The sequence below is a fragment of the Marinomonas sp. 15G6-16 genome, from assembly GCF_055809555.1.
Genome location: NZ_CM147916.1, coordinates 3,023,703 through 3,047,316, shown reverse-complemented (window position 1 = coordinate 3,047,316; position 23,614 = coordinate 3,023,703). Strand labels below are relative to the sequence as shown.

Annotated in this window: 19 protein-coding genes and 1 pseudogene; 4 read left to right on the top strand and 16 right to left on the bottom strand. The window is 42.0% G+C overall.

The features are described from left to right. Positions 1–9: 9 nt before the first annotated feature. The 3 genes from AC0L46_RS14525 to AC0L46_RS14515 all read right to left on the bottom strand — a co-directional run bounded on the left by AC0L46_RS14525 (position 10) and on the right by AC0L46_RS14515 (position 2,866). Entirely contained in the window at positions 10–1,089 is a 1,080-nt protein-coding gene (locus AC0L46_RS14525) for a class I mannose-6-phosphate isomerase (RefSeq protein ID WP_473504592.1), read from the bottom strand. Positions 1,090–1,315: 226 nt separating this feature from the next. Then, complete coding sequence (locus AC0L46_RS14520; RefSeq protein ID WP_473504590.1) at positions 1,316–1,795, bottom strand: hypothetical protein; 480 nt, start codon at positions 1,793–1,795, stop codon at positions 1,316–1,318. Positions 1,796–1,912: 117 nt separating this feature from the next. Next, a complete protein-coding gene (locus tag AC0L46_RS14515; RefSeq protein WP_473504588.1) occupies positions 1,913–2,866 on the bottom strand; it encodes a helix-turn-helix transcriptional regulator in 954 nt (317 codons plus the stop codon). Between the two features lie 229 nt (positions 2,867–3,095). On the opposite strand from AC0L46_RS14515, the gene AC0L46_RS14510 reads away from it, so the two are divergent. After that, a complete protein-coding gene (locus tag AC0L46_RS14510; RefSeq protein ID WP_473504586.1) occupies positions 3,096–5,264 on the top strand; it encodes a TonB-dependent siderophore receptor in 2,169 nt (722 codons plus the stop codon). A 49-nt stretch (positions 5,265–5,313) separates the two neighbouring features. Here AC0L46_RS14510 and lhgO read toward each other — a convergent pair. From lhgO to sdhC, 11 genes and pseudogenes are all read right to left on the bottom strand, one after another. Next, positions 5,314–6,540 (bottom strand): annotated as a pseudogene (lhgO, locus tag AC0L46_RS14505) (L-2-hydroxyglutarate oxidase). Positions 6,541–6,559: 19 nt separating this feature from the next. Next, on the bottom strand, positions 6,560–6,790 hold the full coding sequence (locus tag AC0L46_RS14500; protein WP_473504584.1) for a cysteine-rich CWC family protein: 231 nt from the start codon (positions 6,788–6,790) through the stop codon (positions 6,560–6,562). Positions 6,791–6,886: 96 nt separating this feature from the next. Continuing rightward, on the bottom strand, positions 6,887–7,759 hold the full coding sequence (gene sucD / locus AC0L46_RS14495; RefSeq protein WP_414680064.1) for a succinate--CoA ligase subunit alpha: 873 nt from the start codon (positions 7,757–7,759) through the stop codon (positions 6,887–6,889). A gap of 2 nt (positions 7,760–7,761) precedes the next feature. After that, the gene (gene sucC, locus AC0L46_RS14490) at positions 7,762–8,928 is read right to left on the bottom strand and encodes an ADP-forming succinate--CoA ligase subunit beta (RefSeq protein WP_317003466.1); all 1,167 of its coding nucleotides are present in this window, start codon (positions 8,926–8,928) and stop codon (positions 7,762–7,764) included. Positions 8,929–9,018: 90 nt separating this feature from the next. After that, complete coding sequence (lpdA, locus tag AC0L46_RS14485) at positions 9,019–10,458, bottom strand: dihydrolipoyl dehydrogenase (protein WP_473504582.1); 1,440 nt, start codon at positions 10,456–10,458, stop codon at positions 9,019–9,021. A 106-nt stretch (positions 10,459–10,564) separates the two neighbouring features. Continuing rightward, the gene (gene odhB, locus AC0L46_RS14480; RefSeq protein ID WP_473504580.1) at positions 10,565–12,073 is read right to left on the bottom strand and encodes a 2-oxoglutarate dehydrogenase complex dihydrolipoyllysine-residue succinyltransferase; all 1,509 of its coding nucleotides are present in this window, start codon (positions 12,071–12,073) and stop codon (positions 10,565–10,567) included. 33 nt (positions 12,074–12,106) lie between these two features. Then, positions 12,107–14,944 (bottom strand): 2-oxoglutarate dehydrogenase E1 component, encoded by a 2,838-nt coding sequence (locus AC0L46_RS14475; protein WP_473504578.1) that lies wholly within the window; start codon positions 14,942–14,944, stop codon positions 12,107–12,109. A 368-nt stretch (positions 14,945–15,312) separates the two neighbouring features. Beyond that, complete coding sequence (locus AC0L46_RS14470) at positions 15,313–16,017, bottom strand: succinate dehydrogenase iron-sulfur subunit (protein ID WP_317003461.1); 705 nt, start codon at positions 16,015–16,017, stop codon at positions 15,313–15,315. 12 nt (positions 16,018–16,029) lie between these two features. After that, complete coding sequence (gene sdhA, locus AC0L46_RS14465) at positions 16,030–17,802, bottom strand: succinate dehydrogenase flavoprotein subunit (protein ID WP_414680068.1); 1,773 nt, start codon at positions 17,800–17,802, stop codon at positions 16,030–16,032. A gap of 3 nt (positions 17,803–17,805) precedes the next feature. Then, positions 17,806–18,153, bottom strand: coding sequence for a succinate dehydrogenase, hydrophobic membrane anchor protein (sdhD, locus tag AC0L46_RS14460; RefSeq protein WP_414680069.1), 348 nt, complete (start codon positions 18,151–18,153; stop codon positions 17,806–17,808). Then, positions 18,147–18,524 carry a succinate dehydrogenase, cytochrome b556 subunit gene (gene sdhC / locus AC0L46_RS14455; protein ID WP_414680070.1) on the bottom strand — a complete coding sequence of 126 codons (378 nt, stop codon included), beginning with the start codon at positions 18,522–18,524 and terminating at the stop codon, positions 18,147–18,149. Before sdhC ends, sdhD begins: the two co-directional genes overlap by 7 nt. A gap of 572 nt (positions 18,525–19,096) precedes the next feature. Between sdhC and gltA the strand changes: the two genes are divergently transcribed. After that, positions 19,097–20,380, top strand: coding sequence for a citrate synthase (gltA, locus tag AC0L46_RS14450; RefSeq protein WP_414680071.1), 1,284 nt, complete (start codon positions 19,097–19,099; stop codon positions 20,378–20,380). A gap of 71 nt (positions 20,381–20,451) precedes the next feature. Here gltA and AC0L46_RS14445 read toward each other — a convergent pair whose 3' ends face one another. Both AC0L46_RS14445 and AC0L46_RS14440 read right to left on the bottom strand, forming a co-directional pair. After that, the gene (locus tag AC0L46_RS14445) at positions 20,452–20,679 is read right to left on the bottom strand and encodes a hypothetical protein (protein WP_473504575.1); all 228 of its coding nucleotides are present in this window, start codon (positions 20,677–20,679) and stop codon (positions 20,452–20,454) included. Further along, on the bottom strand, positions 20,679–21,764 hold the full coding sequence (locus tag AC0L46_RS14440) for a DUF2066 domain-containing protein (RefSeq protein WP_473504573.1): 1,086 nt from the start codon (positions 21,762–21,764) through the stop codon (positions 20,679–20,681). The genes AC0L46_RS14445 and AC0L46_RS14440 overlap by 1 nt, the downstream gene beginning before the upstream one ends. Before the next feature lie 115 nt (positions 21,765–21,879). On the opposite strand from AC0L46_RS14440, the gene purM reads away from it, so the two are divergent. Next, complete coding sequence (gene purM / locus AC0L46_RS14435) at positions 21,880–22,938, top strand: phosphoribosylformylglycinamidine cyclo-ligase (protein WP_473504571.1); 1,059 nt, start codon at positions 21,880–21,882, stop codon at positions 22,936–22,938. Further along, positions 22,935–23,588 carry a phosphoribosylglycinamide formyltransferase gene (gene purN, locus AC0L46_RS14430; protein ID WP_414680075.1) on the top strand — a complete coding sequence of 218 codons (654 nt, stop codon included), beginning with the start codon at positions 22,935–22,937 and terminating at the stop codon, positions 23,586–23,588. Before purM ends, purN begins: the two co-directional genes overlap by 4 nt. The last annotated feature ends 26 nt before the right edge of the window (positions 23,589–23,614 follow it).

Genomic DNA, 23,614 nt, shown 5'->3' with positions numbered 1-23,614 from the left:
TTTATTTCATCAAACTTGCGGAGGATAGCACTCTAAAATTTCTACTGTAGATTCGGCTGTGATATTAACTACTTCAACACCAGCTGGGCAGAAGAATCGGTCAAGCTTTTTAAGATGAGTCACCTCGTCACCAATTTTAAGCTGACATTCAGCAGATACCACAATACCTATGTAAAAGTCGTCCTCGGATTTATCTACACTTCCTGTAATAGTGGATTTTTTCACTCTGAATTTATCCGTCACTTTTCCATCAATGAGACTTTCTTGAAAAGAGCTTTCTGAATAATGACGCTCGACTTTTGGCTTTTGATAGAACTTATCAATCGCCTCTTCAACGGAAAGCTGAGTGAAATCAAAAACATCCATGCAGAATTCAAGATCACGCTTCATGAAACGTGCTTCCTCAGGCATGATGTAACCCGCTTTAGTAAATTCAAAACGAACCGCCCAATCTGAAGGCTCCATGATTTCAACCATCAAAATACCTTCACCAATCGCATGAGGTGAACCACCTGGAATAAATAAGCAATCACCAGGCTTCACAGCGACCTTCTCAAAGCACTCTTCCATGGCGCTTATGTTCTGAGTCTCTATCATTTCTTTGAAGGCGTCACGGGAAGGTGGATGTTGAAATCCAACATAAACATAAGGCTCTGTTCCATCACGAACGTCCAAAATATAATAACCTTCTGCTTTACCATGATTACTATTAAGATGTTCTCGAGCGAACTCAGCCGTAGGATGGGCTTGAAAATGTAACCGCACTGAAGAGTCTAAAAACTTAACCAGTAACATCGGATTGACATCGAATGCTTTGGTATGTTGTTCACCTAAAAAGTAGTTAGGATCTAACGCTAATAACTCATCGAAACGAGCATTTTCCTCACCAACAATCGCATGAGAAATCCCCTCAACAACCTCTTCTCTACCAGAGTTCACAGCTTGCGTCGTTGAGCCTATCCAATCTTCAGGGAAATGCGAATCTTGAGGATCTGCTTTCTGCTCTAGTTGATCTAAAATTTTGCCGCCAGTGTAAGTACGCCAAACACGATTTGAAGTAAAACGAACAATTTTATTTTTATAATTCATGGTTATTCCATCTATTTAAAGGCATTGAATCATTTAAAAGGTTTAATTTATTAAACGCTTTAAATTTTTATAGATACTAGATAATTGTATACAAGAGTCGAACGAGAGATAAGAGATTAAATGATGAAAAACAATATTTATATGTCTTTCATCATAAAAAGAAAATGCAATTATTCCCTGATTTGATTATCAGGATATCATTTATAACTAAGATTCGTATTTCACTTTATTTAAAAGCAATTTGCTCTTTAGATAAATACAATGCCGTTTGTAGATCACGAGGAGAATTCATGGAAGAAGCTTGCCATGTTTCCGTATAAGCGTTTTTAGGAAGTGATATATCCGTTCTTTGCGCCATAACGGTTTTTAGTTTATTTATATCGATCTCATTTGAGCTTTTTCGAACAGCTTCAAGCTCATCTTGAGTTAGCTTGGCCACACCGCCACTGGGTAGATAAATTGCCCCTGTTATAAAATCAACTCCAAATGCAACAACACCAGGCACGAAAAAGAACAACAACCCCACAGCGTTTAAAGCGGCAACACCGACATCTATTTGACCAGTCGTTTGCCCTCTTCGCTCAGGATAAAGCAAAGTCCCGCAAGCTGTGATTTGAGTCGAGATTAAAGCAACCACAAGGCTGCGCTTCAACATTGACAGGTTCAGTATAGAGCGAGTCCCAAGAAGAGCGTTCGTATGTGCCATCGTATTTTCCTCGCAGGTCATAAAGTGTATTTACTTTATCTTGAAACCCACAGGTAAAATAGATGAAAGCATTCTTTTTTCATAATGCTTTCACAAGACTAAAGAAAAACAGCCTACTTATACGATTAATCGATGGGATTCCGCAGGCGAAACACCAAATTGGCGTTTAAAAGCCGTCGTGAAATTACTTGAATGATTGTATCCCGCCAATAAAGCCGCTTCGATAATAGACACACCGTCTTGATGTAAAGCGAACTTTGCTAAGTCCAATCGGCGCTTTCTAAGATATTGCGTCAGACTCATGTTCAAGTGCTCATGAGCATAGCGTTGTAAAGTGGCAGAGCTCATACCAAGGTAATTACTAATTTCACCTAGGCTCATGGTTAGCACTTCATCACTGTTCATAAGCTCCTTAAATTGATTCATACGACGACTTTCAGGTTTTAAGTGAGCTGACTCTTTTTGATCTAATGTTTCAAGCCAAGAAGACATTAATGACAAAGAAAAACCTTCTCTCGCCATGCGGCTGACATAGCTTTGATCGTGCTGATTAAGTAGTTGCTGTCCCTGCAACCATAAGACATTAGGTAAAGTCCAATCTTTTAGTGCAAGATGCTGGCTTAACTTCTGCTTCATTTCAGGAGATTCAATGCCATTTTGTTCAAACCAATTCGGCTCAACAGAAAGATAAAGAGCGGATCTATGCTCTTCTGCTCTTGCGCTTAATGCACAAGTCTCTACTTCACTGAAATTCATTACTTTAGCGACTTTTTTTCGCTCTTCCATGTACTTCTTTTTTTGCCCAAATTGAAAACGCATATCGCCAGCAAACAACAAGGCAATTTTAAAGTTAGGAGCAAATTCCGCCTCAAATCCAAACTCATGCAGAGCCTTCGCATCTACCATATGAAACGTCATCCCAGACTTTAGCTTTTCAGTCATCATCATCCCGTCCATTAAAGCAGAAGGATGACGGGCTGACTTAGAAGCGTTTTCAAGCTCTTCTTTAGTAACGTTTAGTTTGTAACGCTTTAGAAATCTGGCGTTATGTTCCAAGTCTAAATTTTCCATAAATGATAGCGACCCCTAATAATGAAACTAATATTTGCATGTTTGACGAAAAAACACATTTTCACCTCACATTTGAGCGGTTCTCATAAAAGATTGATTAAAGTGCATAAGAACTTTACATAAAGTTTGTGGAATAATACGCTCCAGATACATTAAATACAATTTATTCTCATTTGCATTTCGATATATAAATGAGAATTTCTTCGTTGAAACATGATTGAGGCTAAAAATGCAAGATCGTCAAACAATGCCAGCTCAACAAGGCACGAAAGATATCCTAGTAAAGTCACTAAAAATTGCATCCATTGCACTTATATTGGCTCCTTTCCCTAAGACTCTGCTAGCGGAAGAAGTATCAAATGCAACGTCTTTGGAAACGCTTACCGTTGAAGGTAACGCTCTATATGATGCGGCGTCTAGTGAAGAATTGACTGGCTACAATGTTGATGCCGTTAGCGTCGGTACAAAAACACCAGCAACCCTAAAAGACATTCCGCAGTCTATCACTGTCTTAACGAATGACTATATTGAAGACCGTGGCGCGGTGTATCTTGATGAAATAACTAAAACAACGCCAGGATTAGTTACTCTGGCTAATGACAGCGGTCGCTCTTCAATTTTTTCTCGTGGTTACGAATACGATGACTTATTAATAGACGGATTAACGGCACCTGTTGGTAGCCGACAAGGCACACTACCTTCTTTAAGTGCTTTTGACCGAGTGGAAATTATGCGTGGTCCTTCAGGTCTATTCAGCAGCACCAGTGAAATGGGCGGCATCATCAACTTAGTACGTAAACGTGCAACAGAAGAGACTCAAGCATCTATTACTGCGGGCGTAGGTAGTTGGGGGCGCTATAAAGCACAAGCAGATGTCTCTGGCGCTCTAAATGAAGACGGAAGTGTACGCGGTCGCTTAGTCATTGATCAAAGTGATGCTTCTAGCCAAATAGATGGTAATGACAACATTAGCCAAAGTGTCTATGCCACCGTAGAAATGGACCTAGATGAAAACACTGTTTTATCTCTTGGCCTACTAAATCAAACTAAAGACATCACACCAAACAACGGTGTTCCTACGGACAGCGATGGCAATCTTCTTGACTTAGATAGCTCAACCTTCCTTGGTGGTGATTGGAATGATTTTAATTCAGAATCAACAAACCTTTTTGCTGATCTAACTCGCCAATTCAATAACGGCGGCCGAGGTCGTATTGCAGCTCGTTTCTCCGATAGCTCATCTGATTGGAACTATGCTTACACGAACAATGCTGCTGATAGCAATGGTGATGTTGACAATTTCGCTAACTTTGAAGGTGAAACAGATGAGCAATCTTTTGCCTTTGATGCAAGCTATAGCAAACCATTCGCAGCAATGGGAAATGTTAGTGAGTACATTGTCGGCTTTGACCACAAGCAAGAAGACAACCACACTGATTATGAAATAAATACAACCACTGGTAGTTGGAATATCTACGACTTTGATACCTCCTCACTAACACAATCCATGTTTACAACAGCCTTCAGATCAGGTGATACCGACACTTCAGAACAAGAGCAAGCTGTATACGGTAAAGTCACATTTAGACCAATACAGGACCTTGCCTTAATTACAGGTGCTCGTCTTAGCCACTATGAAATTAGCAGCTACAACAATGCTAGTGACACAGAAGTTAGCTCATCTGGATCCCATTTCACACCATATGCTGGTGCAGTATATGATGTGACAAATTCCCAAGCTCTTTATGCTAGCTACTCTGAAGTCTTCAAGCCACAAACAAATACATTTGAAGATGGCGATATTATCGACCCTAGGGAAGGTGAACAGTTTGAATTAGGCGTAAAAGGTACTTATGCTGGCGGACTATTAAATAGCCGTTTAACTGTTTATCAATTGACTGATGAAAACCGTCCATATGACAGCGATGGTGATAGAGCATATGAGGGCACTGGCAGTGTTCGAGTTCGTGGCTTTGAAGCTGAATTAAGTGGTCAATTTGGTTCTTGGGACGCCATTCTAGGTTATAGCTATATGGATACAGAAATCTTAAGCGGTGGAGAGAACGTATACTTCTATCTAATGCCTCGTCATACTTTCAATGCTTGGACAAAATATAACTTTGGTGACTCAGCTAACAACATCCTAAACGAAATGTCCATCGGTGCTGGTGTCACATCAGTAAGTAGCTTCTCTTCTACTGATGATGCGGTCACTGCTCCTGGTTATACTGTCTTAAATACAGCCGTTATCAAGCAAGTTAATGATAATTTAAAAGTCACTTTGAATATTAATAATATTTTAGATGAAAAATATTACTCTCGCGTTGGTGGCGAAGAAAACTTCAACTTCTACGGTGAATCACGCAACTTTATGCTAACAGCTAACTACACTTTCTAAATTTAAAAATGTAGACCTAAAAGGAGCCTAAAACGGCTCCTTTTTCTTTTTATTTCAATGTTATCTGTTGCTCTAATTTTTGCACGATATGCTCACCAATAGGAAAAGCACTGGTCGCCGCTGGTGAAGGTGCATTACAAACGTGTAAGCTTCTTGAGCTTTGAGCAAATAGGAAATCGTGTACTAAAGTTCCATCACGGAGAACTGCTTGAGCCCTTATTCCAGCTGGATAAGCCTGTAAGTCATCCAAACTAATTTGGTCGCAATACTTTCTAACTTGAGCCAGGTAGCCAGGCTTATACCAAGAGTTTTTGGTTTCAATTAGCCCCGTCCGCCAATATTTTTTGAGCAGCCTCCAAAAACCTAAGAAGCGCATCATTTCAACTATGTCTTGTAGACTAATATTTACTGAGCCATAGCCTTCTCGCTTCCATCCCTGCACCGCATTTGGGCCAACAGTAACGGAGCCGTCAATCATACGAGTAAGATGAACACCTAAAAAAGGTAAATCTGGATCTGGAATTGGATAAATCAGATGGTTTACAATTTAATTATGTTTGGCTGGCAGCCGATAATATTCGCCACGAAAGGGAATGATTTGAAAGTCTGTCGGGATATTTAACATCTTGGTTAACCTATCAGCCATTAGCCCACCACAACTAACAAGATAGGATGAGCTAATGACATCACTGCTCAATGTAATAATCACTTGTTCATGAGTTTCCACAAGCCCTACCACTTGGCTACTAAGTCGAATTTCTCCGCCTTTTTGAATGAAAATTTCGGCTAACTTCTGGCAAATCTCACGATAATTAACAATGCCTGTAGATGGAACAAATAAAGCTCCTAGACCTTTTACGTTAGGCTCTCTTTCTTTTAATTGTGTTTGATCCAGTTTATGTACTTCTAAATCATTTTCTTGGCACCGCTCGAACAAAGCATTCATACGCTCATATTCAACATCATTTGTTGCGACCAACAACTTACCACACTCATTAAAATCGATATCATGTTCTTGGCAAAAAGCTTTAGTTGCAGTTGCTCCTCTTTGGCAAAAGTCAGCTTTTAAACTACCTGGCGCATAATAAACACCCGCATGTATAACACCAGAATTATGACCAGTCTGATGTAAGCCAACATCGTCTTCTTTCTCAATCACTACAATACGGTAGTCTGGGTAACGCTGTAATAATTGCCAAGCAGTCGATAGACCAACAATACCTGCTCCAATTACAGCAATATCATACTTAGAGTTATTTTTTGATGCGCTCGACACCTTTATTGCCCTTCCTTCCTTAATTGTCGTTGCTTATCACTGAGTTCAGATATACATGATAAAGACGACTGAACTTGTCAAAATCATCGTTGTAAAGCTCGATGCAATCCTGACAAACACAGTTTTTACCGTTATCTTGATCTGACAAGAGTTCAAGCATGCCATTTGGAATTGCCATTGTAAAACACCAACAAGGCCCCTCTTCACTGACAGAACAACGATTATCTATATGGCAAAACGGACAGTTCATATTTACTCACTTAGAAAACTGTATCTTTCATGCAAAAAAAATCCCCGCCGAAGCAGGGATTTTATTGGCTATTAATAAGCGTTTATTTAAAACGACTTACCAGCCAGTGATTTCTTTAAGACCAGCACCGATGTCAGCCAAAGAACGAACTGTTTTCACGCCCGCATCTTCTAGAGCTGCAAATTTCTCATCAGCTGTACCTTTACCACCAGAGATGATTGCACCAGCGTGACCCATACGCTTACCAGCAGGAGCAGTAACACCCGCAATGTAAGAAACAACAGGCTTAGTCACGTTTGCTTTGATGTAAGCAGCCGCTTCTTCTTCCGCAGTACCACCGATTTCACCGATCATAACAATCGCTTCAGTCTGAGGATCGTTTTGGAACATTTCCAATACGTCGATGAAGTTAGTGCCTGGGATTGGGTCACCACCAATACCGACACAAGTCGATTGACCGAAGCCAGCATCAGTTGTTTGCTTAACCGCTTCATAAGTCAAAGTACCTGAACGAGATACGATACCTACTTTACCTGGTAAGTGGATGTGACCTGGCATGATACCAATCTTACATTCACCTGGTGTGATAACACCTGGGCAGTTAGGACCAATTAGACGAACGTCAAGAGCGTCACATGCAACTTTACAGTCAAGCATGTCTAGTGTTGGGACACCTTCAGTGATACAAACGATTAGTTTGATACCAGCGTTCGCTGCTTCTAGGATAGAGTCTTTAACGAAAGGTGCTGGAACGTAGATAACAGATGCCTCAGCGCCTGTTTCTTCTACTGCTTCTTTCACTGTGTTGAATACAGGAAGACCTAGGTGAGTTTGACCACCTTTACCAGGAGTAACACCACCAACCATTTTTGTTCCGTATGCAATCGCTTGCTCAGAATGGAAAGTACCTTGTCCACCAGTGAAACCCTGACAGATTACTTTAGTATCTTTGTTGATTAAGACAGACATTATTATTTGCCCTCCGCAGCTTTAACAACTTGCTCAGCGGCGTCTTTCAAGCTTGCTGCAGCAATAATATCTAGGTCAGATTTCGCAAGAACTTCACGACCTAGTTCAGCATTTGTACCTTCAAGACGAACAACAACAGGTACGTTAACACCTACTTGCTCAACGGCACCGATGATACCTTCAGCGATCATGTCACAACGAACGATACCACCGAAAATGTTAACCAATACGGCTTTAACATTGTCATCAGATAGGATGATTTTGAATGCTTCCGCAACACGCTCTTTAGTCGCACCACCACCAACGTCTAGGAAGTTAGCTGGCTTGCCACCGTGAATGTTTACGATGTCCATTGTACCCATTGCTAGGCCGGCACCGTTTACCATGCAACCTACGTTACCATCAAGAGCTACGTAGTTAAGCTCCCACTGTGCAGCATGCGCTTCACGCTCATCTTCTTGAGATGGATCGTGGAACTCTTGCATTTTCTTCTGACGGTATACAGCGTTGCTGTCGATGTTGATTTTGCCGTCTAGACAGTGAAGGTTACCTTCATCAGTGATAACCAATGGGTTGATTTCTAGAAGTGCGAAATCGTAGTCGTGGAACATTTGAGACAAACCAAGGAAGATCTTAGTGAACTGCTTGATTTGAGCTGGGTTAAGACCCATTTTAAATGCCATTTCACGAGCTTGGTAAGGCTGAGCACCAACCAAAGGATCGATGATCGCTTTGTGAATTAACTCTGGAGTTTCTTCAGCAACTTTCTCGATTTCAACACCGCCTTCTGTAGACGCCATGAAAACAACTTTGCGAGTTGAACGGTCAACAACGGCACCTAGGTACAATTCGTTCGCGATGTCAGTGCAAGATTCAACAAGAATCTTAGCAACTGGCTGACCATTTTCGTCTGTTTGGTAAGTAACCAAGTTCTTACCTAACCAGTTTTCTGTAAATGCTGCTACTTCTTCATAAGAATCAACAAGTTTCACACCGCCCGCTTTACCGCGACCACCTGCGTGAACCTGAGCTTTAACAACCCACTTGTCACCACCAATTTTTTTCGCTGCTTCCACCGCCGCTTCAGGCGTGTCTACTGCGTACCCTGTAGATACTGGCAGGCCGTATTCAGCAAAAAGCTGTTTAGCCTGATATTCATGTAGGTTCATTTGATTCTTCCGCTCATCTGAATGATTGACATAAGCTCTGCCTGTTAAGACAGAAATTGCCGGCTTTAAGCCGGCAAATCTAAATTTCTATTAACGCTTTTTACGGTTTGCAATATGGATAGCGTGGCCATCTACTGCTAACGCTGCTTCGTGTACTGCTTCACTTACTGTTGGGTGAGCAAATACTGTCAAAGCAATATCTTCTGCTGTAGAACCGAATTCCATAGCAATAACCGCTTGTGCGATCAAGTCAGCCGCATGACCACCAATGATATGGCAACCTAAAATACGATCTGTTTCTTCACACGCGATGATTTTAACAAAACCATCTGTATCGTTAGCAGCCATAGCACGACCAGATGCAGCAAATGGGAATTTACCCACTTTGTATTTAACGCCTTCCGCTTTAAGTTCCTGTTCACTCTTACCAACCCAAGCTAGTTCTGGGTGTGTGTAAATAACAGAAGGAATGCAGTCGTAGTTCATTTGTGCTTTATGGCCAGCAATGATATCTGCAACCATCACACCTTCTTCAGATGCTTTGTGTGCCAACATTGGACCACGAACGATATCACCGATCGCGTAAACACCTGGTACAGAAGTACGGCATTGCTCGTCAACGAATACGAAGCCACGCTCGTCAAGCTTAACGCCTGAATCGTCAGAGAAACAACCTTGAGTGAATGGCTTACGGCCAACTGCAACAATAAGTTTGTCGAAAGTTTGCTTCTGCTCTTCACCTTTAGCATCAAGGTAAGTCACTTCAACTTCTTCGCCGTTAATTTGGCTACCCGTTACACGAGCGCCCAAACGCACATCTAGGTGCTGCTTCTTGAAGATTTTCGCTGCTTCTTTAGCAATGTCTTGGTCACAAACACTTAGGAAAGAGTCTTGTGCTTCAAGCACAACAACTTCTGAACCAAGACGCGACCATACAGAACCAAGTTCTAGACCGATAACACCAGCACCGATTACGCCAAGACGCTTAGGCACTTCACGGAAATCCAATGCACCTTCGTTATCAACGATGATGTCACCAGTGCGTGGTGCAGGTGGAATGTTCACAGGAACAGAACCTGTTGCCAAAATCACATTCTCAGCATCGATAACAGTAACTGTTCCATCGTGCGCTGTGAATTCAACTTTTTTGTTGGCTAGAACTTTACCAAAACCTTCAAGGCTAGTAACGCCATTCGCTTTGAAAAGACCAGTGATACCACTTGTTAGTTGGTCAACGATTTTATCTTTACGATCAACCATTGTGTCAACGTTCATCGCAACGTCGCCTACAGAAATACCATGTACGCCGTAAGCTTCTTTAGCATCATGATATTTGTGAGAAGAATCCAACAAAGCTTTAGATGGGATACAGCCAACATTCAAACAAGTACCGCCTAAACGAGGCTTGTTATTTTTGTCTAACCATTTTTCAATACATGCTGTTTTCAAACCTAGCTGAGCAGCACGAATTGCAGCGACATAACCACCAGGGCCACCACCAATTACAACAACATCAAATTTATCAGACATAAGAAGTTCCATATTTTTCAGTCAAACTGAGCGATGTTTTGTTTAAACATCGCTACAGGATCAATTCATACCTAATTATTGGTACGAATACTCAAATTTCAAGCACTTAGATCTCAAGCAACAGACGTGCTGGATCTTCTAGCAAGTCTTTAATTGTTACCAAGAACTGCACAGCTTCTTTACCATCGATCATACGGTGGTCATAAGAAAGTGCTAAGTACATCATAGGCTGGATAACAACCTGACCATTTACAGCCATTGGACGTTCTTGGATTTTATGCATACCCAAGATTGCTGTTTGAGGCGGGTTGATGATAGGAGTCGACATCAAAGAACCAAAAGTACCACCATTAGTAATAGTGAAAGTACCGCCTTGCATGTCATCCATACCCAATTTGCCATCACGACCACGAAGTGCAAAGTCCATGATAGTTGATTCAATATCAGCTAAGCCCATTGCTTCTGTGTTACGCAATACTGGAACCATCAAACCACGGTCAGTAGAAACAGCAACACCAATATCTTGGTAACCATGATAAACCATGTCATTGCCATCGATTGAAGCGTTAACCGCTGGGAAACGTTTCAACGCTTCTGTCGCAGCTTTTACAAAGAAAGACATGAAACCAAGCTTAGTGCCATTGTGAGTCTTCATGAATTGATCTTTGTATTTCTTACGGATCTCCATGATTGGTCCCATATTAACTTCGTTGTACGTTGTTAACATAGCTGCTGTTTGTTGCGCTTCAACAAGACGCTTCGCAATCGTCGCACGTAGACGAGTCATTGGTACGCGTTTTTCAACACGACCATCTGCACCCAAGGCTGGCATCGCCGCTGCTGGCGCAGCTGCTTTTGCTGCTGGAGCAGCAGCTGGTTTCGCTTTTACTGCAGCATCAACATCTTCTTTCGTGATGCGGCCGCCTTTACCAGTGCCTTTTACTTGGGCTGCTGTTAAACCAGCTTCTGCCAAGGCTTTACGAGCAGCAGGACCAGCAACACCATCTTCGTCACTTTCTTCTGCAGCGCTGGCAGGTGCTGCAGCTTCTGGCGCTGCCGCCGCACCAGATGCGCCTACTAGGAAGTTTGCTAACACTTCATCACTTAAAACAGTGTCGCCTTCCGCTTTCAAAATATCGCCAATCACACCATCTGCAGGTGCAACGACTTCAAGTACAACTTTATCTGTCTCGATATCAACAATATGTTCGTCACGAGTACATGCTTCACCTGGCTGTTTGTGCCAAGCAGCAACAGAACCTTCTGCAACAGATTCTGGGAAAGTTGGAGCTTTAATTTGTACAGACTCTTGCGCTGCCGCTGGAGCCGCAGCAGCAGGTGCCGCTGCTTTTTCCGCTGGTGCAGCAGAAGCTGCTGCGCCAGATTCAAATACAGCTAAGACTTCATCACTAAGGACAACGTCACCTTCTGCTTTCAAAACTTCCTTTAATACACCATCAGCAGGTGCAACGACTTCCAAGACAACTTTATCTGTCTCGATGTCTACGATGTGCTCATCACGTGCACAGGCTTCGCCTGGCTGCTTGTACCAAGTAGCAACGGTTCCGTCGGCTACAGATTCTGGAAAAGTAGGTGCTTTAATTTCAATGCTCATTTTATACCCTTATCTCTCTGACAGGCTATGGTACTAACCAACTAGTGCGTCGTTGACCAGTGCTTCTTGTTCTTCAACATGGATAGACATGTAACCTGCTGCAGGAGCAGCAGAAGAAATTCGACCCGCAAAGCGGATTTTCAATTCAGGATACAGTTTTTCCAATACTCGATTCATGCGGTGACGATTGGCATGCCAAGCACCTTGGTTTTTCGGCTCTTCTTGACACCAAACCAAGCTCTCAACATTTTTGTATTGTTCCAACACAGACTCAAGGTCAGCGTATGGGAACGGATACAATTGCTCCAAGCGAACCACGGCAACATCCTCTTTTTGTAGCTCTTCACGACGGTTGATCAAGTCGTAATAAACTTTACCGCTACAAAGGACAATGCGTTTTACTTTATCCGCAGTAACAGTTTCAGAAGATTCAGGTAATACCGTTTTGAAACTTCCTTCCGCCAATTCTTCTAATGTCGAAATTGCTTGCTTGTGACGCAACAAACTCTTAGGCGACATAATGATAAGCGGACGACGCATAGGTCGAATCGCTTGACGACGGATGATATGGAAGATTTGTGACGGCGTAGTCGGAACACAAACTTGAATATTGTATTCTGCACAAAGCTGCAGAAAACGCTCTAGTCGTGCTGACGAATGCTCTGGGCCTTGACCTTCATAACCGTGCGGTAACAACATAGTCAGACCACATAAGCGGCCCCATTTATGTTCACCACTTGTAATAAATTGGTCGATAACAACTTGCGCGCCATTGGCAAAGTCACCAAATTGCGCTTCCCAAATAACCAAACCTTTTGGAGAAGTGCTCGCATAACCATATTCGAATGCTAATACTGCTTCTTCTGACAGGTAAGAATCATAAAGATCTAACGTAGGTTGATCATCAGACAAATGTTTTAAAGGAATGTAAGTGCTGCCGTCTTTTTGACTATGAATAACTGCATGACGGTGAGAGAAAGTACCACGACCAGAATCCTGACCTGTGATACGGATTGGGTAATCCTGCTCAAGCAAAGTTGCGAAAGCCAAGGTCTCTGCATAACCCCAGTTTAGAGGCAATGCACCAGCTGTCATTTTATCGCGGTCTTGGTAGATTTTCTGAACCTGACGCTGAACCACTACTCCATCAGGAATAACGGTTAATTTCTTAGCCACTTCCTGAAGTTTTGCTAATGGATAAGTCGTATCACCAGCATCTGTCCATTCAACACCAAGGTAAGGCTTCCAATCTACGAAAGAACCTGTTTGAGATTCTAAAACAAGGCTTTTCGCTACATGGCGACCGTTATCCAAATCTTCTCTGTTTTCGCTTACTAATTGGTCTGCTTTTTCTTTTGAAACAACAGATTCATTAATCAAACGCTCAGCATATAAAGTACGAGTCGTTTTTAGCTTACTAATTACGCTGTACATTAATGGCTGTGTACCAGAAGGCTCATCGGTCTCGTTATGACCACGACGACGGTAACAAACCATATCGATAACAACATCACGACCAAACTCATAACGGTAATCAAGTGCTAACTGAGTAACAAACAACACCGCTTCTGGATCATCACCATTCACATGGAAGATTGGCGCTTGAATAATCTTAGCAACATCTGTTGCATATTCAGTAGAACGCGAGTCTTCTTGACGGTTCGTTGTGAAACCAACTTGGTTATTAATAACAATATGAACCGTACCACCGGTACGATAAGCGCGAGTTTGAGACATCTGGAATGTCTCCATCACAACACCTTGCCCTGCAAAAGCGGCATCACCGTGGATAGAGATAGGAACCACTGTTTTACCTGATGTGTCTTTACGGCGATCTTGACGGGCACGTACAGACCCTTCAACAACAGGAGAAACGATTTCAAGGTGAGATGGGTTGAATGACAAAGCGATATGAACTTCACCACCAGACGTCATTACATTAGATGAAAAACCTTGGTGGTATTTAACGTCACCAGATGTATTAACAAGCTTCTTACCTTCAAACTCGTCAAACAAATCTTTCGGGTTTTTACCTAAGGTATTCACCAAGACGTTAAGACGACCACGGTGAGCCATGCCGATAACAACTTCTTTCGCTCCAAGTGAGCCAGAACGCTGTATCAATTCATTAACCATTGGGATTAAGCTTTCGCCACCCTCAAGTCCAAAGCGCTTCGCACCAGGGTAACGACTAGCAAGATATTTCTCTAAGCCTTCCGCTGCGGTTAAACGCTCTAGTAAGCTTTCACGAGTTTCTCGGGAATACTCAGGACGGGATCTAACAGATTCAACACGTTGTTGTAACCACGCTTTTTCTTGCGTATCAACAATGTGCATAAACTCATAACCAATACTATTGCAGTAGGTTTTTTCGAGGTCAGATATTATGTCACCTAACTTCATTGATTCTTTGTTGAAGAACAAAGAGCCAACATTAAATTCAGTGTCTAAATCGGCACCTGTTAATTGATGGTAACCCAGATCTAGATCTGCAACTTTCTCACGTTTCTGTAATCCAAGTGGATCAAGTGTTGCGTGTTGATGCCCACGTACTCGATAAGCATTAATCAATTGCAAAACATTAATTTGTTTTTGCTCATGGTCAGATGTCGCAACCGTACCTGAAGAAACAGGCATAGAGCGAAATTTATTCTTACCAATTTGTAAAAACTGCTCTTGAATCACGGAGTGAGGAAGATCAGTTGATTGCGCTTCGCTTATACGAGGCAATTGATCAAAACATTTGCGCCATTCTTCCGATACCGAGTTCGGATCGACGAGGTAGCTTTCAAAAAGCCCTTCGACATATTCCAGGTTTCCACCTGAGAAATGAGAAGTGCTCCACAGCAACTCCATTAAACTTTCGTGCATTCTCGATCACCCTTATGTTCGAGCCAGCCACCGGGGTCCCGGCATCAACCTATTATTAAGATCAATCAATTAATCAGGCCCGTAAGGCTATAAAGCCTCGATTTTTTTGTTTATTTACAGCTACTTTTGCCCTTCACGATCAATACTAAACGATTAAGAGTAGTTCAATAAAGAAAACTCTGAATCCATCATCACAAAGTTAATCGTTTTTCTTTGTACATCCGTGTGCGCAAAGGTCAAATTTTAAATTCTTTTTATTACATTTTCTATTGCTAAAGCATGCAAAAATGGCGGCATTGAACATTTATCCAAGCCGCCTACTTTTTAGTGGTCACATAAATTTGAAGAAAAGACCACACAGAGCATTATTAAGTTGCTCTCTGTAAAAGCATGGTACGAATATTACCAATTGCTTTAGTCGGGTTCAGACCTTTCGGGCAAACATTGACACAATTCATAATACCGTGGCAACGGAAAACGCTAAACGGATCATCTAGATCACCAAGGCGTTCTTGTGTTGCTGTATCTCGGCTATCCGCCAAAAAGCGATATGCCTGCAATAAACCAGATGGACCAACAAACTTATCTGGGTTCCACCAGAAAGACGGACAAGCTGTTGAACAACATGCACATAAGATACATTCGTAAAGGCCATCAAGTTTTTCACGCTCTTCCGGGCTTTGCAAGCGTTCAATCGCAGGAGCCGGCGCATCATTGATCAAATATGGGCGAATTTTCTCATATTGCTTGTAGAATTGCGCCATATCGATAACCAAGTCACGCACAACTGGTAAACCTGGAAGCGGACGAAGAACCAACTTACCATTTTTTACAGCTTCAGAAACTGGTGTAATACAAGCAAGACCATTCTTACCAGACATGTTCATACCATCTGAACCACACACACCTTCACGGCATGAACGACGGTAAGAAATACTAGGATCCTGTGCTTTCAACAAGTTTAAAACATCAAGCACCATAAGGTCTTTACCTTCAGGTAAAGCAACCTCGTAATCCTGCATGTAAGGAGCGTCGTCTTTCTCAGGATTGTAGCGATAAATACTAACTAACATTGACATAACTCCTTAGTACGAACGAACTTTAGGTGGGAAAGCTTCCATTGTTTTAGGCGCAAAGTTCACATCACGCTTGGTCACTTTCTTATCTACTGGATGGAATAAAGAGTGCTTCAGCCAATTCTCATCGTCACGTTCTGTAAAGTCATTACGCGCATGGGCACCACGACTTTCTTTACGGAATTCAGCAGGAACAGCGGTAGCTTCTGCAACTTCTAACAAGTTTTCAAGTTCAAGAGCTTCAATACGAGCTGTGTTGAAAGCTTGACTCTTATCTTCAAGGTGTAAATTCTCAACGCGCTGACGAATCTCTTGCAGTTGAGCAAGACCTTTTTGCATCGCATCGCCATCACGGAATACACCGAAATAAAGCTGCATAACGCGCTGAAGATCTTCACGAACTTTAGCAACACTCTCACCGCCAGTTGTCGTATTTAGACGATTCAAACGAGCCATTGCTGTCTCAATGTCTGTCTCACTCGCATCCAAGGAATCAAAACCTTCATCCAAAGATTTCTTAACGTGAAGACCAACAGCGCGACCAAATACAACCAAGTCAAGCAATGAGTTACCACCAAGACGGTTAGCACCATGCACAGATACACAAGCCGCTTCACCACAAGCATAAAGACCGTCGATAATAACGTCTTCGCCAGCTTCATTCTGTTTAATCGCTTGACCACCAACATTTGTTGGAATACCACCCATCATATAGTGACAAGTAGGAATAACTGGAATTGGCTCTTTCACTGGATCAACGTGTGCGAAAGTACGAGACAACTCTAGGATACCTGGAAGACGCTTATTAAGAGTCTCTTCACCCAAGTGATCTAGTTTCAATAGAACGTGATCGCCATCTGGACCACAGCCGCGGCCTTCTAGAATCTCAAGAACCATAGAACGTGCTACAACGTCACGACCAGCAAGGTCTTTTGCGTTTGGAGCATAACGCTCCATGAAGCGTTCGCCGTCTTTATTGATCAGGTAACCACCCTCACCACGACAACCTTCTGTTACCAATGTACCAGCACCATAAATACCAGTTGGGTGGAACTGCCACATTTCCATATCTTGCATTGGGAAACCAGCACGCAATGCCATACCAACACCGTCACCTGTATTGATGTGCGCATTGGTTGTAGACTGGAAGATACGACCTGCACCACCGGTTGCGATAACTGTTGCTTTCGCTTTTAGGTAAACGGTTTCACCTGTCTCGATGCAAATCGCAATAACACCAACTACTGCATCTTCTTTGTTTTTAACAAGATCGGTTGCATACCATTCGTTAAAGAATGTTGTGCCGCCTTTTAAGTTACCTTGATAAAGAGTATGCAATAGAGCATGACCTGTACGGTCAGCAGCAGCACAAGTACGAGCCGCCTGACCACCTTTACCAAAATCTTTAGACTGACCACCAAATGGACGCTGATAAATACGACCTTGTTCTGTACGAGAGAACGGAAGCCCCATATGCTCCAATTCAAAAACTGCCTGTGGACCAACTGAACACATATATTCAATTGCATCCTGATCACCAATATAGTCTGACCCCTTTACGGTGTCATACATGTGCCAGCGCCAATCATCATTTGGATCGTCACTTGCAATGGCACAAGTAATACCGCCCTGTGCAGAAACTGTGTGTGAACGAGTTGGAAATACTTTAGTAACACAAGCTGTATTTAAACCAGACTCAGTAAGCTGAAGTGCAGCACGCATGCCTGCACCACCACCGCCAATAACAATGGCATCAAAAGAAATAGTACGAATATTCGCCATTACTTATAGTCCCCAAATAACCTGAACGCCCCATACGATATAGACGAACATCGCAAGGCCACATATAGATTGAAAGAAAAAACGTGCACCAGTGGCTTTAATATAGTCCGTAGAAATAGACCACAAACCAATCCATGAGTGAACACCAATCGACAAAAGAACCATCAAACTAAAAATACGCATCCATGTTGCTTCATACAAAGCACTCCACTGGTCGTATGTAAGATCTGGGTTCAGCAATAAATAACCAATAATGAATACTGTATATAAAGATAAGACAACAGCAGAGATTCTCTGCATCATCCAATCATAAAGTCCAGAACGGCCAAAACTTGTAATCTGAGTTACCATATCCACACTCCTGCTAGCACGATCAAAATCGCGGCAATTGCTAAATTAGCGACAGCAGCATTGCGTCCACTCTCCAACTCTTCAAAATGCCCCAAATCCATAAACAAATGTTTCACTCCTGCCACAAGGTGATACATTAATGCAGAGACAACACCCCAAATAATGAATTTCGCAAGAAAACTTGTCTGAAAAACATTCACCACTTGGTCAAAACCTTCCTGTGACTGCAAAGAAAGGTCAAACGCATAAAACAAGAACACCAAACCCACAAAAAGAATGATTCCTGTTATGCGGTGAAGAATAGAAACGACTGCTGTGACTGGCATTGATATTGTAGAAATATCAAGGTTGACTGGTCTTTTTTTATTCACGACATTTACACCATCTTAACGATTGAATGGTCAATCACGACCCAATATCTATATGTACTGTACTCACTACAAATATACAGAGAGCAACAAAGCACATCATAGGCCTGCTTTGAAAATCTCATCGATTTGCAAACGACTTTCTAAAAGCGACTCTCTTTTATTAGTTTACGTCAGCAAATCAATGAAATCATCGGGACGGCAATTATAGACCAGTGAAAAATACTAAGACAAATAGACTGAACAAGAGGTTTTCAATGATCACCATTCATCAAATGAATGTAGGCATAAGCCGAAACAATAATGGTATAAAATTACATAAAATAAACAAATATATATCACTTTAATTTTCTTTGTAATCAATAAGATAAAGTCAAATCCATATAGAAATAGAAAAAGACCTTATTGCGATTTTGTCATATAATTACGAAATATGTCTCTACAATGTAAATACTGTGTAAGTGAACAAGATTGACTTTTATAGTGTAGAAACAGTATTTTTTGCGCACCTTCTGGGCCAGGAGAGTCAAATTAAGACCCCTTAGCCCCGGACCAGAATACGAAGGAGACCATAAATGGCTGATAAAAAAGCAACACTCAAAGTGGATGGGATCGATAAAACTATCGAACTTCCTGTTCTTTCAGGTACCTTAGGCACAGACGTTATTGATGTTCGTGGCTTAGGCGCTAACGGTGTATTCACCTATGATCCAGGCTTTATGTCTACTGGCTCTTGCGAATCATCTATTACTTACATAGACGGTGAAGCGGGAATTCTTTTGCATCGCGGCTATCCAATTGCCCAGCTTGCTGAACATTCAGATTACTTAGAAACTTGTTACCTACTTCTTTACGGAGAACTACCGGATAAGAAGCAAAAAGAAGAATTTGATGCCATGGTTAACAAACACACCATGGTCAACCAATCCATGCACAAATTCATTGATGGCTTCAGAAATGACGCTCACCCAATGGCAATCATGTGTGGTCTTGTAGGTGCGTTATCTGCTTTCTACCAAGACAACATGGATATCAACGATCCTAAGCACCGTGAAATTGCAGCATTTCGCTTAATTTCAAAAATGCCAACATTGGCTTCTATTTGCTACAAGTACTCAAAAGATCAGCCAGTTATGTACCCACGTAACGACCTTTCTTACGCTGAGAACTTCTTGTACATGATGTTTGCTACACCTTGCGAAGACTACAAAGTTAACCCTGTATTCGCTAAAGCAATGGACCGTATCTTCATCTTACATGCTGATCACGAGCAAAATGCATCTACATCCACTGTTCGTCTAGCAGGCTCATCTGGCGCTAACCCATTTGCCTGTATCGCTGCAGGTATTGCAACACTTTGGGGGCCAGCTCACGGTGGTGCTAACGAAGCAGTACTGACAATGCTTGAAGAAATTGGTGATGTTGAGAACATCGACGAATTTATCGCCAAAGCAAAAGACAAAAACGATCCATTCCGTCTAATGGGCTTCGGACACCGTGTTTACAAAAACTTCGACCCTCGCGCTAAAGTAATGCGTGAAACGTGTGACGAAGTATTAGCTGAGCTTGGCATGTCTGACGATCCATTATTGAAAATCGCAAAACGCCTAGAGCAAATCGCTCTTGAAGACCCATACTTTGTAGAGCGTAAGCTTTATCCAAACGTGGACTTCTACTCAGGCATCATCATGAAAGCGATCGGAATCCCAACAAGTATGTTCACAGTAATTTTTGCTATGTCTCGTACAATTGGTTGGATTTCACACTGGAATGAAATGATTTCTGGACCTTACAAGATTGGCCGTCCACGTCAATTATATGTGGGTCAACCACAAAGAGATTACCCTACTGACAAGTAGTAATCTTTGATAGATACAAAAATCGCGCTTATAGCGCGATTTTTTTGTTTAAATTTAGAGTCAGGAAAAGATCATTCATCTTCTTCCACTATCTCTGTAATCGTCTTTTGGCCGCATTCTACGCAGTCACCTTCTATCCAAACTCGCTCAGGTGTTTCGAACTCTTTAGGGTTAATCATACCCAAATCCACTTCACCACAAGCATTACACCAAGTCTGAGATAAAAAGTCTTTTTGCTCTTCTGCTGATCGTGCGTAAAAATCTCGCTCTACGACTTGATCATTTGATAAATCTGTCATTATTTCGCTCCACTGTATTGATAAGAAACCACGCGATTTGCATCAGGATCTAATGCGTTTAATGGCACACTTACTAGCAAGTGACTCAATGAAATAGAATTAAAAAGTTTTTGCTTATCGCCATCAATTTCAACTGAGAACTCAACTTTTTCACCATCAACCTGCACTAAATCCACGTTTCTTACCACACCGATTGTTTCTAAATAGGATTGAGTTCTCTTCATAACATTGTAACTTGTTACGCCCGTTACTTGGATGTTTAGCTTATTAACTGAATTGCTATTGCGAACAGAGGCATACCGAGAAGAAAACACTTTTGCCAGTTGAGTACTTGCTTGCTCAACAACGTCATCAGGCGTCTCACCACTTAAAACAAAACGCTCTGTTTCTCCATTTTTAAGCAGCACCAATAAACTTCCACCCACATGTCCTACGTAACTACTCACTCTCAAAGCGGCGACTGCATCAGTCTGGTATCGCTTACTAGCATTCGTAATAGTATCTTCAAAAAAGCCCCAAACATCTGCCGCACTAATATTACTTCTGTCCGTATCATCCAACAAAGGAGCATAAATAGGCACGCCAACCATGTTGGAAAAATACGCAAACTGATTAAGGACACTAGAAGGTGATTTCGAGCCTGATAACGCTCGAACACCATTATTATCGTTTGCTACCCAAACTAAAACGGAAGGACGATTATCTCCCCAAACCGGTAAATTGTTTTGCGATAAAAAGCTATCAATAGATGCTTGATAAAACGTCACCTTAACTTGCTTGCCCGGAACCAAGCCATTATCAGATGGAAGCAGTTCGCTCAAAGATGCCACTGAATGCTGAGCCACCCAAGTCGAAGCATTTTTCTTAGCCTGCGCCAACACATCGCCAGTAATTGCGGCTCTATCGCCAGAGACTTTAATTAATACTCTTTCTGCAGCCAAACCAAATGCTTCATTTAACATTCTCGACTCAGATTGAGTAACAGGTAAATTGATTTCAGCGTCATAAAGCCCCTTCACAGTAACCGCTTGAACAAATGAAACTGAAAAAACACTAATAAGTAATAATAAAATACGAAAATTCATAGCCCTTCCTTCGTTTATTTGTCTATTCTACTGCCATAATGATAAAGAACCATAGCCCTAATGCGTCACTATGCTAAAATGCATTTTTTCCTCGTACCATGATAAGGCATAGGCAATGACCAAGTCAGATAAACCATCAATTAGTTACAAAGACGCTGGCGTAGATATCAACGCAGGTAACCAACTTGTTGAACGCATCAAAGGCGTTAGCAAAAAAACTCGTCGACCTGAAGTTATGGGCGGTTTAGGCGGATTTGGCGCTTTAACACGTCTTCCAACAAAATATAAAAATCCAATTCTTGTTTCTGGCACGGATGGCGTAGGCACCAAGCTTCGTCTAGCGATGGATTTAAATCAACACGATACTATTGGTATCGACTTGGTTGCCATGTGTGTTAACGATCTTGTGGTTGCAGGCGCAGAGCCATTACTTTTCCTTGATTACTATGCAACAGGCAAACTAGACATTGATGTTGCTGCAAATGTTGTTACAGGCATAGGTGAAGGTTGCTTACAAGCTGGCTGTGCATTAGTTGGCGGCGAAACAGCTGAAATGCCAGGCATGTATCATGATGGCGATTACGATTTAGCAGGGTTCTGTGTTGGCGTTGTTGAAGAAGACAGTATCATCGATGGCAGCAACGTAAAGTCTGGCGACACATTAATCGCGCTAGGTTCATCAGGCCCTCATTCCAACGGTTACTCTCTTATCCGTAAAATTTTAGAAGTGAATAGCGCTGATCTAACACAAACCATTGATGGCGTAGTATTAAAAGATGCTTTGATGGCACCAACTCGCATCTATGTGAAATCTATCCTGAAACTCATGGAAAGCATTTCTGTTAATGCTCTAGCCCACATCACAGGTGGCGGTTTATTGGAAAACATTCCTCGCGTACTTCCAGAAGACGCTGCAGCTAAAATCGATGCAACTAGCTGGAAACGCCCTGCTGTATTTGATTGGTTGCAAGAGCAAGGTAATGTTGAACAAGAAGAAATGTATCGCGTACTAAACTGTGGCGTCGGCATGGTTCTCGCTATTGATGCAGATAAAGCAGAACAAGCACTTTCTATCTTAAAAGCAGAAGGTGAAGAAGCTTGGATCATTGGTGAAATTTGCCCACGTAATAATGGAAAGGACGTGCTTATCTCTGATCTAGAGACTGAAGCATGAGCTACCCTATCGTTGTCTTGATTTCTGGCAGCGGCAGCAACTTGCAAGCTTTGATTGATCAAAGCTTGCAAGGTAAATTAAATATCAATATCTGTGCTGTTATCAGTAACAAAGCAGATGCTTATGGATTAGAGCGTGCAAAATCCGCAGGTATTGCTACTCACGCCCTGAGCCATAAGTCTTTTGATAGCCGCGAAGAATTCGATGCAGAATTACAAAAAATCATCGATCAGTATCAACCAAAGCTTGTTGTACTCGCTGGATTCATGCGCATTCTCACTGAAACTTTTACGAAACATTTTGAAGGTAGAATGTTAAACATTCATCCATCATTGTTGCCTAAATACAAAGGGTTGAATACGCACCAAAGAGCCATTGACGCAAAAGAAGCAGAACATGGAGTTTCTGTGCATTTTGTTAGCTCAGAGCTTGATGCTGGCGCGGTAATACTCCAAGCTAGTACCAAGATAGAAAACGACGAGACAGCAGACACACTGGCAACCAAGGTTCATTCACTAGAACACATAATCTACCCACTAGCGGTAAAATGGTTCAGTGAGAACAGGCTGAGCTATGATAACGGCCAAGCTATTTTAGATGGCAAGGTCATTCCAGAATGCGGTATTCGTTATCATCAAGAATTGATATAAACAGGGAGAAAGAATGATCACTCGTA